General features: G+C 42.3%; 12 protein-coding genes, 1 tRNA gene and 1 pseudogene. 12 read left to right on the top strand and 2 right to left on the bottom strand.

The window, feature by feature from the left end:
- Positions 1–88: 88 nt before the first annotated feature.
- Positions 89–165: transfer RNA gene (locus tag HUK62_RS13615), tRNA-Met, on the top strand.
- 114 nt (positions 166–279) lie between these two features.
- Here the strand turns inward: HUK62_RS13615 and HUK62_RS13610 are convergent.
- Positions 280–1,905: an NAD+ synthase gene (locus HUK62_RS13610; RefSeq protein ID WP_176538124.1), complete on the bottom strand. Its 1,626-nt coding sequence runs from the start codon at positions 1,903–1,905 to the stop codon at positions 280–282.
- A gap of 219 nt (positions 1,906–2,124) precedes the next feature.
- Between HUK62_RS13610 and HUK62_RS13605 the strand changes: the two genes are divergently transcribed.
- The 4 genes and pseudogenes from HUK62_RS13605 (at position 2,125) to HUK62_RS13590 (ending at position 6,217) form a co-directional block, all read left to right on the top strand.
- Entirely contained in the window at positions 2,125–2,616 is a 492-nt protein-coding gene (locus tag HUK62_RS13605; protein WP_125280003.1) for a type IV secretion protein Rhs, read from the top strand.
- A gap of 183 nt (positions 2,617–2,799) precedes the next feature.
- Positions 2,800–3,756 (top strand): metal-dependent hydrolase, encoded by a 957-nt coding sequence (locus HUK62_RS13600; RefSeq protein ID WP_176538123.1) that lies wholly within the window; start codon positions 2,800–2,802, stop codon positions 3,754–3,756.
- Between the two features lie 15 nt (positions 3,757–3,771).
- The gene (locus HUK62_RS13595; RefSeq protein WP_176538122.1) at positions 3,772–4,617 is read left to right on the top strand and encodes an SDR family NAD(P)-dependent oxidoreductase; all 846 of its coding nucleotides are present in this window, start codon (positions 3,772–3,774) and stop codon (positions 4,615–4,617) included.
- A 72-nt stretch (positions 4,618–4,689) separates the two neighbouring features.
- Positions 4,690–6,217: pseudogene (locus HUK62_RS13590) on the top strand (NAD(P)/FAD-dependent oxidoreductase).
- A 148-nt stretch (positions 6,218–6,365) separates the two neighbouring features.
- Here the strand turns inward: HUK62_RS13590 and gltA are convergent.
- The gene (gltA, locus tag HUK62_RS13585; RefSeq protein ID WP_004695551.1) at positions 6,366–7,640 is read right to left on the bottom strand and encodes a citrate synthase; all 1,275 of its coding nucleotides are present in this window, start codon (positions 7,638–7,640) and stop codon (positions 6,366–6,368) included.
- A gap of 1,027 nt (positions 7,641–8,667) precedes the next feature.
- Here gltA and sdhC point away from each other — a divergent pair.
- From sdhC to lpdA, 7 genes are all read left to right on the top strand, one after another.
- The gene (sdhC, locus tag HUK62_RS13580; protein ID WP_151836843.1) at positions 8,668–9,066 is read left to right on the top strand and encodes a succinate dehydrogenase, cytochrome b556 subunit; all 399 of its coding nucleotides are present in this window, start codon (positions 8,668–8,670) and stop codon (positions 9,064–9,066) included.
- Complete coding sequence (gene sdhD, locus HUK62_RS13575) at positions 9,066–9,431, top strand: succinate dehydrogenase, hydrophobic membrane anchor protein (RefSeq protein ID WP_004695554.1); 366 nt, start codon at positions 9,066–9,068, stop codon at positions 9,429–9,431. Before sdhC ends, sdhD begins: the two co-directional genes overlap by 1 nt.
- 12 nt (positions 9,432–9,443) lie before the next feature.
- Positions 9,444–11,342: an FAD-binding protein gene (locus HUK62_RS13570; RefSeq protein WP_176538121.1), complete on the top strand. Its 1,899-nt coding sequence runs from the start codon at positions 9,444–9,446 to the stop codon at positions 11,340–11,342.
- 14 nt (positions 11,343–11,356) lie between these two features.
- Entirely contained in the window at positions 11,357–12,067 is a 711-nt protein-coding gene (locus tag HUK62_RS13565) for a succinate dehydrogenase iron-sulfur subunit (protein WP_004982744.1), read from the top strand.
- Positions 12,068–12,871: 804 nt separating this feature from the next.
- On the top strand, positions 12,872–15,694 hold the full coding sequence (locus tag HUK62_RS13560) for a 2-oxoglutarate dehydrogenase E1 component (RefSeq protein ID WP_176538501.1): 2,823 nt from the start codon (positions 12,872–12,874) through the stop codon (positions 15,692–15,694).
- A gap of 16 nt (positions 15,695–15,710) precedes the next feature.
- The gene (odhB, locus tag HUK62_RS13555; protein ID WP_062033969.1) at positions 15,711–16,925 is read left to right on the top strand and encodes a 2-oxoglutarate dehydrogenase complex dihydrolipoyllysine-residue succinyltransferase; all 1,215 of its coding nucleotides are present in this window, start codon (positions 15,711–15,713) and stop codon (positions 16,923–16,925) included.
- 59 nt (positions 16,926–16,984) lie between these two features.
- On the top strand, positions 16,985–18,418 hold the full coding sequence (gene lpdA / locus HUK62_RS13550; RefSeq protein WP_176538120.1) for a dihydrolipoyl dehydrogenase: 1,434 nt from the start codon (positions 16,985–16,987) through the stop codon (positions 18,416–18,418).
- The last annotated feature ends 48 nt before the right edge of the window (positions 18,419–18,466 follow it).

Raw genomic sequence — 18,466 nt, 5'->3', positions numbered from 1 at the left:
AATTATCAATTGTTTAAATGCTGATCATTGGGGTGGGGTGGGGCTTGACGGGTGTTTAATATGTATAGATAATGCCCCCACAGTTTACGGCTATGTAGCTCAGTTGGTTAGAGCACCGCACTCATAATGCGGGGGTCACAAGTTCAAGTCTCGTCATAGCCACCATTTTAAAAGACCAAGCTCTCAGCTTGGTCTCTTTTTTTGTGCGTAAAAAATTCGAATATCATCGATATAAAAAAGCCCAAACAAATGTTTGGGCTTTTTTATTGGAGAAATTGCTTATACGCCAGCTTTCCAGCCATTCATGATCGGGTAGCGACGTTCACGGCTAAATGCACGTGAGCTGATACGCGGACCAATTGCGCCTTGGCGACGTTTGTATTCATTGAAATCGACCAAACGAATCACTTTTGCAACCACTTCAGCATCAAAGCCTTTGGCAATTATGTCATCTTGGCTCATATCTTCTTCGATATAGGCATATAAAATGGCATCTAGCACATCATATGGTGGTAAAGAGTCTTGGTCTTTTTGATCTGGACGTAGCTCTGCTGAAGGTGGACGAGTAATCACACGCTCAGGAATCACGGGCTTGTCTGAAATGCTGTTACGGTATTTCGCAAGTTCAAACACAATGGTTTTATACACATCTTTCAGTACGGCAAAACCACCGACCATGTCACCATAGAGCGTGCAATAGCCCACCGCCAATTCTGATTTGTTGCCTGTAGACAGGACCAAATTACCAAATTTGTTGGATAAACCCATCAGCAGTGTACCGCGGGCACGCGCTTGTAAGTTTTCTTCAGTTGCATCTGCAGGGCTGTTACCAAAGAACGGATAAAGCGTTTGCATAAAGCTGTTCACAATTGGGTTGATTTCAGCAATCCCAAAAGTCACTCCCATACTCTTCGCTTGTTCAGCAGCATCTTCTACACTGATTTGAGCGGTATAGGTATATGGCATCATTACGGCTTGGACTTTGTCGGAGCCAATCGCATCGGCTGCAATTGCAAGAGTTAGAGCTGAGTCGATCCCGCCTGATAAACCCAAAATCACTCCAGGGAAACCTGAGCGTTGTACATAGTCACGGGTCGCCATTACTAAGCTTTGATAAATCTCTGCCATAGTGTCTAAAGCAGGCGGCAGAGCATTGGCCTTAAAGGTTTGTTGTTCTGCTTCGTATTCAGCGAAATACAGAGATTCTTTAAAGCTTTCAGCTTGAAGTACAACCGAACCATTTTTGGCAATCACGAAGCTTGTACCATCAAAGATCAGGTCGTCTTGACCGCCGACTTGGTTGGCATAAACCAAGTTGAGGTTCATTTGTTTCGCCAGTGCAGACATGGTTTCAACGCGGTGCTGTGGCTTACCGACTTCATATGGTGAAGCATTTAAGACCAAAGCCGTTTCTACATTGAGCTGTGCCAATTGTTGTACTGTTGAAAGTGACCAAACATCTTCACAAATTAACACACCAAACTTATGCCCTAAATATTCAAAAACAAGGTGTTGATGCCCTTCGGTGAAGTAACGCTTTTCATCAAATACGCTATAGTTTGGCAAGTTTTGTTTGTTATACACACCCAAAACTTGTCCATCTTTCATGACCGCAGCGGCGTTGTGGCGCTGGCCATCTTCGGTTTGATTAACAAAACCAAAGACCATCACAATGTCTTTTACTGTTTTAAGTTGTTCAAAAACTTGTTGCGTGCGTTTGGTTAGGCTTGGACGTAGAAGTAAATCTTCTGCTGGGTAACCAATGCTCGAAAGTTCTGGAAAAATAATTAAATCAGCATTTTGTTTTTTTGCTTCATTGGCCTGCTCCAACATTTTTTGGGCATTTGCTTCAAGGTTGCCAATGTGCGGAGAGAACTGTGCAAGTGCAATTTTAAAACTTTTCATTTCCAACTAAATCCTATACCTATAGGGATATACACGACGATTGAGTTTGTTATAGCTATAAGTTCTACGTGGTGTAAGTGACGATAAACAAATAGAAGTATTAATCAATAATAAGTGCGAATACTATATACGAAATGCGATTTTTTTTAAGGGATATTCTAAAAAAAATCCGTAAATGTCCTTAAAAAGAACAAATTATTCTAATGTCTTTAATGGAGTGTGATTGTGTGGTTTCAACCGCTTTTACAAAAAATACAGCAAAAGTTTGAACTTAAAAATCGGCCCTTGACTGAAGGGGAGAAAAAGTTTGCCAGCAGTATTTTTGGGAACAGTCTGAACATGGATTCGGTTCGAATTATCGCGCATCGGGCAGTGCTGCCTCATTATGCGATTAGCCCCAATGGACATGTCTATTTTAATATCAAAGACTGGTGCGAAAACTTTGCCGACCAACCGATTCATCAACAAGCTTGGTTGATTCATGAGCTGACGCATGTTTGGCAAATTCAGCAGGGACTCGCTGTAGTCCGTAAGGCACTTTTTAACCGTCAATACCGTTATGCGTTAAAACAAGGCAAGCAGTTTTTAAGCTATGGCATTGAACAGCAGGCGCAAATGGTGCAAGACTATTTTCTCAAAAAACACTATGGCGAAGAGTGCTCAGCCTATGAGCAGTGTATTCCCTTTGTGGCACACAAAGCCTCGTTCTGACCCCGATAGATAAATCTGTAGAGTGATTGTTAGACAACAGATTTTAAAGTCATAAATTGCAAATCATTTGAAGAAAAATGCCAGTGGCATAGGGGAAGCGGACTCTTATTTTGAATGCAAAGCACAGGTAAAAATCGTGAGATTGAGCCTGAAAAATGAGCTAAAAATAAGAAGGAATGTCCTATGCGTATCGCTCTTCCATTGAAAGGCAAAGCCAGCCAAATTTTTGCAGGACCCGTATTCGATGCTGAAAAACAGTCTGCGATTATTCCGATTCGGCATATGAAATTTGACTTTGATGCTGAGAAAATTGATCCTAAATTTTACTTAAATGCGGAGCTAGCGAGTGCTTACTTTGCATCACTCTCGATCTTTCTGACCTATGGTGAAGATTTGGTGATTGATACCGCCCGTTATCACCGCGATTTCCTCTCAGACCCTGTATTAAAACAACGTGTGACTTCTTTAATTGGACAGGAGGCACTGCATTCAAAGCTACATGAAGAATTGAACGATACTTTTAAACAGGTTGATTTACCCGTTGGCATTTTTCGTTATTTAGCCGAAATCGTTTTTGACTACGGTTTTAACCGTTTACCACAGCCGATGAAATTGTCTTTGATGGCAGGCATTGAACATTTTACCGCAGTGCTGTCTGAATACATGATGAACCATGAAGAGATTTTTTTCGATTCTCAAGACGAAAAGCAACGGGCGATTTGGATGTGGCACATGCTAGAGGAATCTGAGCATAAAGACATTGCATATGATGTGTTTCAATCACTTTCCAATAACTATGTCTTACGTATTGCGGGTTTTTTCCCAGCTCTTATCACCATTTTGCTGCTGATTTCCGTGGCGTCAGTTTTTGTCCCGTTTTATCGCAAACCGTCTAATTTGGTGAGTTTCAGCTATTGGAAGGATGTACCGCGCAGTTTCAGCCTCTTGTTTGGGCTGAAACGAGGTGTTTATGGCAGTAGTTGGAAGCATATTTTTGATTATTTACGCCCGACTTTTCACCCGAATGATTATGACACTTCTGCATTTTTAGATTATTACAAAGAGCGCTTACTACATCCTGAAACAGGAGTGTTAACCCCCTATTTCACCAAAGAATTTACTCCAGTACTGAAATCATAAAAAGGAGGTTATGACATGGCACTGTTGAGTAAAAAAAATAAACCAAGTCAAAAGGCCTACGCAGTTGTAACGGGTGCAGGTAGTGGAATTGGTCGTAGCTTTGCACTGGAACTGGCAAAACGCGGTGGTGATGTCATCTGTGCAGATATTGAATTAAGCTCAGCACAGGAGACTGTAGATTTGATTCAGTCGATGACATCTTCGTCAGCCTATGCGGTGCATTGTGATGTTGGATTAAAAGAATCTGTACACGCTTTGGCGGAGCAATCGGAACAGCTTTTGGGACATCCTGTCACCTTGCTCATCAATAATGCGGGAGTTGGGCTAGGTGGTAAGTTTGATGAGGTGTCGCTGGAGGATTGGCAGTGGTGTATGCATGTCAACCTGTGGGGGGTAATTCATGGTTGTCACTACTTTGTACCCAAATTTAAACAGCAAGGTTCTGGTGCCATTATCAATGTGGCATCGGCAGCGGGCTATACCGCAGCCCCTGAGATGACAGCATACAACGTGACCAAGTCTAGTGTTTTGGCACTATCAGAAACCTTAGCTTCAGAGCTTCAGGCTTATAACATTGCAGTCAATGTGCTGTGTCCGACCTTGGTGCCGACCAATATTATGAAGAATGGGCGTTTGCCAAGTCGCTATTCTGGACTGGCTGACAAACTGCTGATGAACCATGCGTTTACCACCAGTGATGCTGTAGTCAAAAAAACATTAAATCGCTTAGATGCAGGCAAGCTTTATACCATTCCACAACCCGATGCCAAATTGTTCTGGTGGATGAAGCGCGCATCACCAAGCTTATACATCAAGCTTTTAGGTTTGGGTTATCCACTGTTTAATCAAATCACAAAATAAGAATAGAGAAAAATGAATATGGAAACGCAATTAGAGATAGAGCAAGCAGATGTGCAAGCGCCGTCTGATCAAATGCGAGATCAAACTACCACGTCAAAAAGTACGGAAGCTGAACCTAAGCAGACCCGTAAAAAGGCTGTGCTTCGTCCTAAAGCTGTACATACTTACGATACCATTGTTGTAGGGGCTGGGATTTCGGGCATTGCTGCGGCTTATAAAATGAAACAAGTGGGCTATCAGGACTATCTGGTTTTAGAAAAGGCGGAGAGAGTCGGTGGTACGTGGCGTGATAATAATTACCCTGGCTGTGGCTGTGATGTACCTTCGGCGTTGTATTCATTTTCCCTTGCACCTAGTCATCAATGGAGCCATTTATTTGCGAAACAACCTGAAATTTTAAGTTACTTGGAACAGGTGGTTGAACAGTTTGAATTGCAAGACAAAATCCGCTTTCAGCATGAGTTGCTCAGTGCCAAGTGGAATGATGAGACGAATATTTGGCAACTCGAAACCATATCAAGCACGAACCGTGATCTTTAGCACAGGGCCGATTACAGAACCATCCTTACCTAACATTAAAGGGATAGAAGGATTTAAAGGAGAAATGTTCCATTCAGCCCGTTGGAAACATGATTATGACTTAACTGGAAAGCGGGTTGCAGTGATTGGAACAGGTGCGTCTGCCATTCAGTTTATTCCACAAATTCAGCCGTTGGCGAAAGAGTTGATCGTATTTCAGCGGACTGCGCCGTGGGTTTTGCCCAAAGCGGATATGCAGCTCAATGCTAGCGTGAGGTCGCTGGTGGCTAAATTCCCGATGATTCAGCAAGGCTGGAGGAAGAGTGTTTCCAGTATTTTAAATGGGATCAACTTTGGGCTTCGCCACCCATCACTGCTGGAGCCAGTCAATGTTTTAAGCCGTCAATTATTAAAATTGCAAATACAGGATGACTCCTTACGTAAAGCCGTAACGCCTAACTTTTCGATCGGCTGTAAGCGACTTTTATTTGCCAATAACTATTATCCTGCACTGCAACAAGACAATGTAACGTTGTTGCCACAAGATTTGGTCGAGATTGATGGGCAGAGTGTCATTGCGGCAAATGGGGAGCGATTTGAGGTCGATGTCATTATCTGGGGAACTGGTTTTGAAGTGGCACATCCTCCAATTGGCCAACGTGTATGGAATGCTCAAGGTGAGCGATTGGCCGACCTTTGGAAGGATAGTTCGCCAGAAGCGTACTTGGGGACAAGTTTGGAAAATGTGCCGAATGCCTTTTTGGTATTGGGGCCAAATATCTTGGTTTATGACTCTTTTATTGGCATTGCTGAAGCGCAGATTCAGTATATTGTTGATGGTTTACTAAAAATGAAGCAGCAAGGCTTTAAACGTATGATGGTCAAGCGAGATGTTCTACGTTATCACAATGCCAAGGTGCAAACCCATTTGAAAACCACAGTATTTAACCGAGGTGGCTGTTCAAGCTATTATTTAGATCAAAATGGGCGTAACTTCGCGGCTTGGCCGTGGTCCTTGGCCGAGTTAAAGCAACGTTTATCTGTGCTTGAGCTAAAACACTACGATGTTGTTGAAGCTTAAAGTAGCTACATTAAATATTAAAAACAGCCTGAGTCTGTTCAGGCCTTTTAATACTTTAAGGGTGTGATTCATGAATGGTAGGTTTAGAGTTCAATATATAAAAAAACCACCCATGCGGGTGGTTTTTTGTCTATCAACGCAGACCGAATTAACGGTTGATGTCGCGTTGAACTTCGCCAGTGTAAAGCTGACGAGGGCGACCGATCTTGTACGGACCGCTGTGCATTTCTAACCAGTGGCTGATCCAACCAACAGTACGTGCAAGCGCGAAGATCACTGTAAACATTTCTGTCGGGATACCAATCGCTTTAAGGATGATACCTGAGTAGAAGTCTACGTTCGGGTAAAGGTTACGTTTGATGAAGTATTCATCAGAAAGAGCGATACGTTCAAGTTCCATAGCAAGAGCAAGCTGTGGATCGTTGATGCCAAGCGCACCAAGAACTTCGTCGCAAGTTTCTTTCATTACTTTCGCACGTGGATCGAAGTTTTTGTACACACGGTGACCGAAGCCCATGAGTTTAACTTCTTTAGTTTTCACTTTTTCCATGAAGTCAGCAACGTTCTCTACAGTGCCGATTTCATCAAGCATCTTAAGAACAGCTTCGTTCGCGCCGCCGTGAGCAGGGCCCCAAAGTGCAGAGATACCCGCAGCGATACATGCATATGGGTTCGCGCCAGTAGAACCAGCTAAACGTACTGTAGACGTAGAAGCATTTTGTTCGTGGTCTGCGTGAAGCGTGAAGATACGGTCCATTGCTTTAGCAAGGATCGGATCTACTTTGTAATCACGGTCTGCTGGAGTAGCAAACATCATGTATAAGAAGTTTTCAGCGTAGCTTAAGTCGTTACGTGGGTAAACGAATGGTTGACCTACAGTGTACTTGTAGCTCCACGCAGCCAAAGTAGGTACTTTAGCAATTAAGCGAATCGCTGTAATTTCACGGTGATCAACATTTTCGATGTCTAAGTTGTTGTGATAGAACGCAGAAAGCGCACCAACTACACCAACCATGATCGCCATAGGGTGAGCATCGCGACGGAAACCATTGAAGAAGCGGCTAACTTGATCGTGAACCATAGTGTGGTTACGAACTTTAGCATCAAATACTTCTTTTTGTTCAGCTGTTGGAAGCTCGCCATTGAGAAGTAAGTAGCAAGTTTCTAAGTAGTCAGCTTTAGTTGCTAACTGGTCGATTGGGTAGCCACGGTGTAAAAGCACACCTTTGTTACCGTCGATGAAAGTGATTTTAGACTCGCATGCAGCAGTAGCCATAAAACCAGGATCAAAAGTGAAGTGACCTGCGGCCAATACATCCTTAACGTCGATTACATCTGGGCCCAATGTGCCGCTGTAAATTGGTAATTCAATTTCTTTGCCATCAAGCTGTAAAACGGCTTTTTTGCCAGTTGCTTCAGACATTCAATAGATCTCCTGTCCTGGTGAATGATTTATCTGACTCGAAATACTCATCTTTTAATGCACGAATCAGACGGATTAAAAATTTGCTCTAAGAGTAGAGAGTGCTGAAATTTTGTCAATTATACTTATGGATAAAATGATGACTTCCGAAGTTATAGTTAAGATTTAATCCATTAAAATTTGCATAAAATCACAGCACCGCCACACTATAATAAGTTAATTCAAGGAGCAAGTGCATAAATAAAAAATGTTGCTGGCGCAATTGTAAGCAGTTTTATATTGAAAAAAGCGCTTGAAAAGAAACAGAATTCAAGTCGTCATATATTTACATTTATTATGATTCTCGTAACTTACGCATCATTTTAAAAAGAAAATGCTGCTTTCGTAGTCATTGTTAAAAACAATAAGTGACTCAAAAAAAATGATTTAATTGTATAAAAAATAGCTTATTTGGTATTTCGAAAACGATATATAAGTCACTTTTTTTATTTATACGGATGTGAAAAAATTGTTTTAATTAAAATTTATTACGAGATATTTCAATCTTGTAGGGGATTAATCTGTTGCACCAACATCATGCATATTTATGCCACTATATTAAAATAAAATAATGAACATTTTATATATAAATAAAAAATGATTAAAATAAAGCAGTGAAATTAGCCAGTTTTTAAAACAAGACTTTTTTGTGCATCATTAGTCTAAAGTCGAATTTGCCCGTTTTTGTATAAATTTTAGCGCTTGAATTTGGTGTTTATTTTATAAAAACCAACCATATAGCTGAGATTTGAAGCTAAAGTATTGTAGCGCAAGGTATTTATCTATGTGTTAATGATTCTTATTTAAATAATTTTTATGCAAAAAGGCCAAGGGCATTGTTTGTATTTTGATAGTTCACGTCTTATAATTCAGTGTCGTTTTAAGTTCAAACGCTATTTAATTTAGAGTTTTAAAGTAGCTGCTGAACAATGCCAGCTTTCCTTCGAATTAATTCCAACAAACTCCGGATGGAGTTTTTACTTACAGGATGCCCGCTGTGAAAAGCAACAGACCTGTCAATTTGTCCATGGGTCAAGTTTTAGAAGTAAACTTAAAATCCCCTGTGGCTATTGCATCAATCTTACACCGTCTATCAGGTGTCATCGTATTTTTACTCGTACCGGTACTTCTATGGATTTTAGACAAGTCATTGTCTTCGCCTGAAGGATTTGCTCAAGTTCAGGCTATTTTTAATAGCTTCATTGTGCGTTTTGTCGTATGGGTATTTGTAGCCGGCTTAATTTTCCACTTTATTGCGGGTGTTAAGCACTTACTTGCAAATATCGGTATTGCTGAAGAACTGCAAAGTGGTCGTATCGCAGCTACTATTTCATTGATCTTGTCTGCAATCGGTATCGTTGCGGCATTTGTATGGATTGTTATCTAATGAAAAGTGCTACTGGTTTAACGGGTTCAGGTTCTCGCGATTGGTTTATCCAACGTGTAAGTGCTGTCGTATTAGCGGTTTATACAGTTGTTGTTTTAGGTTGGATCCTATGCAATGGCGGTTTTAGCTATGAACAGTGGTACGGCTTTATGATGACAGCTCCAATGAAGATTTTATCTTTATTGGCCGTCTTATCTCTTGTTGCACATGCTTGGATTGGTATGTGGCAGGTATTCACGGATTATGTGACTACTCGTCAAATGGGTCCTTCAGCTTCAGGTTTACGCCTTGTACTGACTTCAGCAGTAATTATTGCTGTATTTGCATATGCGATCTGGGCAATCCAGATTTTTTGGGCGAATTGATAGGAATAGATCATGGGCGCTATAACCCCTAAAGAAGATTACACAAATATTCCACACGAAACTTTCGATGCTGTCATCGTTGGTGGTGGTGGTTCAGGTATGCGCGCGTCTTACCAACTTGCTCAAGCTGGTTTGAAAGTTGCTGTTTTAACTAAAGTATTCCCAACTCGTTCGCACACAGTTGCAGCGCAGGGTGGTATTGGTGCATCTCTTGGTAACATGCAAGAAGATAACTGGCACTACCACTTCTACGACACTGTTAAAGGTTCTGACTGGTTAGGCGACCAAGACGCGATCGAATTTATGACGCGTGAAGCGCCACAAGTGGTTTATGAGTTAGAACACTTGGGTATGCCATTTGACCGTAACGCAGACGGTACGATTTACCAACGTCCATTTGGTGGTCACTCTGCAAACTACGGTGAAAAAGCGGTTCCACGTGCATGTGCTGCTGCTGACCGTACAGGTCACGCACTTCTTCACACGCTTTATCAAAGCAACGTGAAAATGGGTACACAATTCTTTGTTGAATGGATCGCACTTGACTTAATCCGTAACGAAGCAGGTGATGTTCTTGGTGTAACAGCAATTGACCAAGAAACAGGTAAAATTGCAGTATTCCAAGCCAAAGCGACATTGTTTGCTACAGGCGGTGCGGGTCGTGTTTACCGTGCATCAACCAATGCTTATATCAACACTGGTGACGGCCTTGGTATGGCTGCGCGTGCAGGTATTCCATTGCAAGATATGGAATTCTGGCAGTTCCACCCAACGGGTGTTGCTGGCGCAGGTGTATTGTTAACTGAAGGTTGTCGTGGTGAAGGTGCAATCCTTCGTAACGATGCAGGTGAGCCGTTCATGGAACGCTATGCACCAACTTTAAAAGACTTGGCGCCACGTGACTTCGTATCACGTTCTATGGACCAAGAAATTAAAGAAGGTCGTGGTTGTGGTCCGAAGAAAGACTACATCTTGCTTGATATGACGCACTTAGGTGCTGAAACGATCATGAAGCGTCTTCCATCTGTATTTGAGATTGGTAAGAAATTCGCGAACGTTGACATCACCAAAGAGCCAATTCCAGTTGTACCAACAATTCACTACCAAATGGGTGGTATTCCAACGAATATCCACGGTCAAGTGGTTGTGCCTGAAGGTTCTGAAACTGAAGCATTTGCAGCACATTATGACAAAGATAGCGATATCTATTCGACTAATGCGGGCGATCGTAACTTTACGAAACCTGTTAAAGGCTTCTATGCAATTGGTGAGTGTTCTTGCGTATCTGTACATGGTGCAAACCGTTTAGGTACGAACTCGCTACTAGACTTGGTTGTATTTGGTAAAGCTGCGGGTGAGCACATCATCGACTACGTGACTAAACATCACGGTGATGAATACCAACCACTTCCTACGACTGTACTTGAGCAAACTGTTGCACGTATCCGTAAGTTAGATGACTCATCTACAGGTGAAAATGCTCAAGAAGTTGCAGATGCAATTCGTGACATCGTTCAAGACCATGCTGGTGTATTCCGTACAACTGCACTTCTTGAAGAAGGTGTGAAGCAGATTCTTGCGATTGAACCACGTGTACGTAACATTCACTTGAAAGACAAATCTAAAGTATTTAACACAGCGCGTGTAGAAGCTTTAGAAGTTGAAAACTTGTATGAAGTGGCTAAAGCGACATTAATTTCAGCAGCAGCTCGTAAAGAGTGCCGTGGTGCGCATACGGTTGTAGACTTTGAAGAGTCGCCTGATCATCCAGCATACCCATATGGTCGTCGTGATGAGGAGTGGATGAAGCACACATTATGGTTCTCTAGCGATAACCGTCTTGAGTACAAGCCAGTACGTTACAAGCCATTATCTGTTGCTGCAATTCCACCTAAACCACGTACATTCTAATTGGGAGAAGTAAGATGAGTAGAGGTACTCGTACATTTAATATCTACCGCTACGATCCTGATAAGGATGCAGCGCCGTACATGCAAACTTTCAAGTTAGAATTGACTGATAAGCACCGTATGTTGCTTGATGCGCTTCTTGCATTGAAAGTACAGGATGAATCATTAACATTCCGTCGCTCATGCCGTGAAGGTATTTGTGGTTCGGATGGTGTGAACATCAATGGTAAAAATGGTTTAGCGTGTCTTTGGAACCTAAACGACTTACCAGAAGTGATTACAGTTCGTCCTTTACCTGGTTTGCCTGTGGTTAAAGATTTAGTTGTGGATATGAATCAGTTCTACGATCAGTACAACAAAATTCATCCATTCTTGATCAACAACCAACCTGCGCCGCCAAAAGAGCGTTTACAGTCTCCTGAAGAGCGTGAACACCTAGATGGTTTATACGAATGTATTCTTTGTGCATGTTGTTCAACTTCATGCCCATCATTCTGGTGGAACCCAGACAAGTTCTTGGGTCCATCAGCGTTGTTGAATGCATACCGTTTTATCATCGACTCTCGTGATACAGCAACTCAAGAGCGTTTGGCTCGTCTAGACGATCCATTCTCGCTATTTCGTTGTAAAGGCATCATGAACTGTGTATCAGTGTGTCCTAAAGGTTTGAACCCAACTAAAGCAATCGGTCACATCCGTAACATGCTTTTAGATGCTGCGGGTTAATCTGTAAGCTGATTTATCAGTTAGAAAAAGCACACCTTTAGGGTGTGCTTTTTTATTTTATAGCGAGATTTTTGCTGTAAAAAATAAAGTTGAGTGAAAGTGTGAGGTTGGCACTATTTTTGTTTGTGATAGGTGGCTTTTGTATAAATTGCACCAGATTGGTGAAAAGCGCGGCGATTTAAAACAAATGTCATAAATAAGTGCAAGTATGAGTCTGCAAAAAAAGTTATGAAGATGTTAAGATGTATGTGGTTGATGGGGAGGGCATATTGAAAGATGATGCTCTCTTTTCGTATGTGTTTTTTGGAGTAGACTTTGGTCTACGTTGAAACTCGGTTTTATTTAAAGCACCATATATTAGATGAAATTTTGATATGTGTATTTCGCCAATTTATGAAAGGTATGTGTCAAAAAAATCAATTGAAATATGGGGAGTATGTTAAAATTTTTGCACATTTATATTTAAAAAATGCGCGCTAAATATGTACATTAATTCAACATTTAAGCCGCATTAGAGCGAGTATAAATGAAGGGTTAGTCGCTTTAGAAAAAATAATGCAATGCCTTATTTTTTCTAAGTCGATTTGCAAAAAATTGCTCGGTTTTGGCCGGGTATGAATGAGTGATGATGCCGCTGAGGGCGTTATGATTCATTGTCACATTGGGTAATTCTAATGTAGTGATAACGCCTCATGGCATCCGCCTTATGGGGACTAATGTCATGTTACCAATTTGACATTACTAATCATGGGTTCGCTTAAAAAGCATCCTGAAATGTTTTTGCAATAGGAAATGGGTCCACAAATGCAAGAAGTTGCTGACGCATTGCGTCTTGACACTGAACTTTCCGCTGATAGTGCAGCGTATATTGAAGAACTTTATGAGCAGTACTTGGCTGCACCAGACTCAGTAGAAGCTGACTGGCGTGCATACTTCGATAAATACCCGAAAGGTGATCAACCACACAGCAATGTACGTGAGCAATTCTTATTACTAGGTCGTAATTCAAGTCGTGTTCAAGCAGTGGTACAAAGTTCTGTTAGTACAGAACATGAACGTCGTCAAATTGGCGTACTACAACTGATCGCAGCGTACCGTAACCGCGGTCACCAAAAAGCGAAGCTTGATCCTTTAGGTTTGGCAAAACGTGAAATCGTGCCAGATCTTGACCTTGCTGCACATGGCTTAACCCAATCTGATTTTGACACTGTATTCAATACAGGTAATCTTTTGATTGGTAAAGACGAAGCAACTTTAGGTGAAATGGTTCAAGCCATGGAAGCAACGTACTGTGCTTCAATTGGTGCAGAATACATGCACATTGTTGATACCAAAGAAAAACGTTGGATTCAACAACGCCTTGAAGGTGCACGTGGTCAATTCAACTTCACTCCAGAACAGAAAAAACACGTATTAGAGCGTTTAACTGCGGCTGAAGGCCTAGAAAAATTCCTAGGTAATAAATATGTTGGTGCAAAACGTTTCGGCGTGGAAGGTGGTGAATCTTTCATTCCAATGGTTGATGCTTTAATTCAGCGTGCAGGTTCTGTAGGTTGTAAAGAAGTGGTCATTGGTATGCCACACCGTGGTCGTTTGAACCTTCTTGTAAACATCATGGGTAAAAACCCAGCAGACCTATTTGGTGAGTTCGAAGGTAAGAGCTTACATAAAAAAGGTTCTGGTGACGTTAAGTACCACCAAGGTTTCTCTTCAAACGTAATGACTCAAGGTGGCGAAGTTCACTTGGCATTGGCGTTTAACCCATCACACTTAGAAATCGTCGGCCCTGTGGTTGAAGGTTCAGTACGTGCACGTCAAGTGCGTCGTAAAGACATTGGTGGTGATGACGTATTGCCAGTAATTGTTCACGGTGATGCTGCATTTGCAGGTCAAGGTGTTAACCAAGAAACCTTCCAAATGTCACAAACACGTGGCTATACAGTGGGTGGTACGGTTCACATTGTGGTGAATAACCAAGTTGGTTTCACAACTTCTGATCCTCGTGATGCGCGTTCTACAGAATACTGTACGGACATCGCGAAAATGATCCAAGCACCGATTTTCCATGTGAACGGTGATGATCCTGAATCAGTATTGTTTGTTGCGCAATTGGCACATGACTTCCGTCATACTTTCCGTAAAGACGTTGTCATTGACATGTTCTGCTACCGTCGTCGTGGTCACAACGAAGCGGACGAGCCAGCTGCAACTCAGCCAATGATGTATCAAGTCATCAACAAGAAAACGACAACGCGTGCGCTGTATGCAGACCAATTGGTTCAAGAAAGCGTATTAGACCGTGCTAAAGCAGATCAAATGGTTGAAGATTACCGTTCGGATCTAGAAGCAGGTAAGCATGTTGCCAATGCACTAGTACTTGAACCAAATACAAAAATGTTTGTAGATTGGGCACCGTACTTAGGGCATGACTATACAGACGTATGGGATACCACATGTTCTGAAGATCGTCTAAAAGAACTTGGTCGCAAAATGCGCGAGCTTCCTGAAGGCTTCGTGATGCAGCGTCAAGTCGCAAAAGTGATTGATGATCGCTTAAAAATGCAAACTGGCGAAATTCCATTGAACTGGGGTGCTGCAGAAACTTTGGCTTATGCATCTATTTTAGATGATGGCTATTTGGTTCGTTTGACTGGTGAAGACGTTGGTCGTGGTACCTTCTCACACCGTCATGCAAAACTGCATAACCAAGTGGATGGTTCAACGTACATTCCACTTTGCCATATCAAAGAAAATCAACCACGTACTGCTATTTATGACTCATTGTTGTCTGAAATGGCGGTGTTAGGTTTTGAGTATGGTTATGCAACGACTCTGCCTAAGAGTTTGATCATTTGGGAAGCACAATTTGGTGACTTCGCAAACTGTGCACAGGTGGTAATCGATCAGTTCATCGCATCAGGTGAAACCAAGTGGGAGCGTGTGTGCGGTTTAACCTTACTTCTTCCTCACGGTTTTGAAGGTCAAGGTCCAGAGCACTCATCTGCGCGTTTAGAGCGTTTCTTACAGCTATGTGCTGAAGACAACATGCAAGTGATGACACCGACTACGCCTGCACAGATTTTCCATGCTTTACGTCGTCAAGCGATTCGCCCAATTCGTAAGCCAATGATCATCATGTCACCGAAGTCTTTACTTCGTCACAAGCTTGCAACGTCTACTTTAAGTGAACTTGCAAACGGTACATTCCAAACTGTGATTGATGAAATCGACAACATCAACAAAGCAGACGTAACACGTTTAGTGCTTTGTGGTGGTAAGGTTTACTATGACTTGCTTGAGAAACGTCGTGAGCAAGAGTTGAATAACACTGCAATCGTTCGTATTGAACAATTGTATCCATACCCTGAACAACGTATTGCTGAAGTTCTTGCTCAATATCCAAATGTGAAAGACATCGTTTGGACGCAAGAAGAGCCGAAGAACCAAGGTGCTTGGTTGTTTATTGCTCCTCGTCTATATGATGATGTAATGAAGTCGGCTAAACCAGTACGTATCAGTTATGCAGGTCGTGAAGCTTCTGCTGCACCGGCTTGTGGTTCACCATATTTGCATGCAAAACAACAAGCTCAGCTCGTAAATGACGCTTTAGCGATCGTAGCTGAATAACAGGAGATTCTTAGTAATGGCAACCGAAATTAAAGCACCGGTATTCCCTGAGTCAGTTGCGGACGGAACAATCGCAACTTGGCACAAACAACCAGGTGAAGCAGTATCACGTGATGAAGTGATCTGTGATATTGAAACAGATAAAGTTGTTTTAGAAGTTGTTGCTCCTGCTGACGGTACAATTGCATCGATCATTAAAGGTGAAGGTGACACTGTTCTTTCAAATGAAGTGATTGCACAGTTTGAAGAAGGTGCTGTATCTGGCGCTGCGCAAACTGAAGCAGTTCAGTCTGAAGCGAAAGTAGAACAAGCAGTTACTCAAACTGAAGCGGGTGCTGCACCAGTCGTTGAACGTGCTCAAGTTGCTGATCAAGCGCCTGCTGTGCGTAAAGCATTGACTGAGTCTGGCATTCCAGCTGCTGATGTTGCGGGTACAGGTCGTGGTGGTCGCATCACAAAAGAAGATGTAGCAAATCACCAAACTAAGCCAGCAGCTCCAGCTGCAGCACCATTAAGTGTTGCTGTGGGTGAGCGTGTTGAGAAGCGTGTTCCAATGACACGTCTTCGTAAGCGTGTTGCTGAGCGTCTGCTTGCTGCAACTCAAGAAACTGCAATGTTGACGACGTTTAACGAAGTGAACATGAAGCCAATCATGGAAATGCGTGCACAATACAAAGACGCATTTGAGAAGCGTCATGGTGCGCGTCTTGGCTTTATGTCTTTCTTTGTTAAAGCGGCAACTGAAGCACTTAAACGCTACCCAGCAGTTAATGCTTCAATTGATGGTGATGACATTGTTTACCACGGTTACTATGACATCGGTGTAGCAGTATCTTCTGAGCGTGGTCTAGTTGTACCTGTGCTTCGTGATACAGACCGCATGAACTATGCTGAAGTTGAAAATGGTATCCGTGACTTTGCTTACAAAGCACGTGATGGCAAATTGGGCATCGAAGACATGACTGGCGGTACGTTCACAATCACCAACGGTGGTACTTTCGGTTCATTGTTGTCGACTCCGATCTTGAATACACCACAAACTGCGATTTTGGGTATGCATAAAATCCAAGAGCGTCCAATGGCTGTAAACGGTCAAGTAGAAATCTTACCGATGATGTATTTAGCGCTTTCTTATGACCACCGTCTAATCGATGGTAAAGAAGCAGTTGGTTTCTTGGTAACAATCAAAGAATTGTTAGAAGAACCAGCTAAATTGATCCTTGACCTTTAATTCTAAAGAATAAAACATGGGCTTAGAGCGATCCTCTAAGCCCATTTTTGGAGATAAAAATGTCTCAACAATTTGATCTTGTTGTAATTGGCGGTGGCCCAGGTGGTTACGAAGCAGCAATTCGTGCAGCGCAACTTGGTTTTAAAGTTGCTTGTATTGAAAAACGTATTCACAAAGGCAAACCATCATTAGGTGGGACGTGCTTAAACGTGGGTTGTATTCCGTCTAAAGCATTGCTGGACTCTTCTCACCGCTATGAAGATACAGTGCATCACTTAGCTGATCACGGTATTACAACAGGTGAAGTGAACTTTGATTTGTCTAAACTCCTTGCACGTAAAGACAAAATTGTTGACCAACTTACTATGGGTATTGATGGCCTTTTAAAAGGTAACGGTATCGAGTGGTTAAAAGGTACAGGTAAATTACTTGCAGGTAAAAAAGTAGAATTTGTATCTCACGAAGGTGAAACTCAAGTTTTAGAGCCTAAATATGTGATTCTTGCAACGGGTTCTGTGCCAATTAACATTCCATCAGCACCAGTTGATCAAAACATTATCGTTGACTCAACTGGCGCACTAGAATTCCAAGAAGTACCTAAGCGTTTAGGTGTGATTGGTGCGGGCGTAATCGGTCTAGAGCTTGGTTCAGTATGGCGTCGTCTAGGTGCTGAAGTTGTTGTATTTGAAGCAATGGACGCATTCTTACCAATGGCTGATAAAGCATTGGCGAAAGACTACCAAAAACTTTTAACTAAGCAAGGTCTTGATATCCGTGTTGGCGCTAAAGTTGCTGGTACAGAAGTCAATGGTTCAGAAGTTACTGTTCAGTATACCCAAGGTGGCGAAGACAAAACTCAAACTTTCGACAAGTTGATCGTTTGTGTAGGTCGTCGTGCATACGCTGAAGGTCTATTGGCTGATGATTGCGGTATCAAACTCACTGAACGTGGTTTAGTTGAAGTGAATGATTGGTGTGCGACTTCTGTTGACGGTGTATATGCAATTGGTGACTTAGTACGTGGTCCAATGCTTGCACATAAAGCAATGGAAGAAGGCGTAATGGCTGTTGAACGCATTCACGGTCATGCAGCTCAAGTGAACTATGATACGATCATTTCTGTGATTTACACACACCCAGAAGCGGCGTGGGTCGGTTTAACAGAACAGCAAGCGATCGAGAAAGGCCACGAAGTGAAAACGGGTCAATTCGGTTTTGCTGCAAACGGCCGTGCAATGGCTGCGGGTGAAAATGCTGGTTTCGTGAAGTTTGTTGCTGATGCAAAAACAGATCGTTTACTGGGTATGCATGTGATTGGGCCTGCTGCGTCTGATATCGTACACCAAGGTATGATTGCACTTGAGTTTGTATCTTCGGTTGAAGATCTACAGTTGATGACTTTTGGTCACCCAACATTCTCAGAAGTGGTTCATGAAGCTGCACTTGCAGTGGATGGTCGAGCGATTCACGCAATTCAGCGTAAACGCAAATAAGACAACGAAAAGAGCGACTATGGTCGCTCTTTTTTGTTTCAGGTGTTG

This window comes from Acinetobacter sp. NEB 394, from assembly GCF_013374795.1.
Lineage (GTDB): Bacteria > Pseudomonadota > Gammaproteobacteria > Pseudomonadales > Moraxellaceae > Acinetobacter > Acinetobacter johnsonii.
Note: the sequence above shows the minus strand (reverse complement) of the source record. Positions and strands in the feature narration are given on the sequence as shown.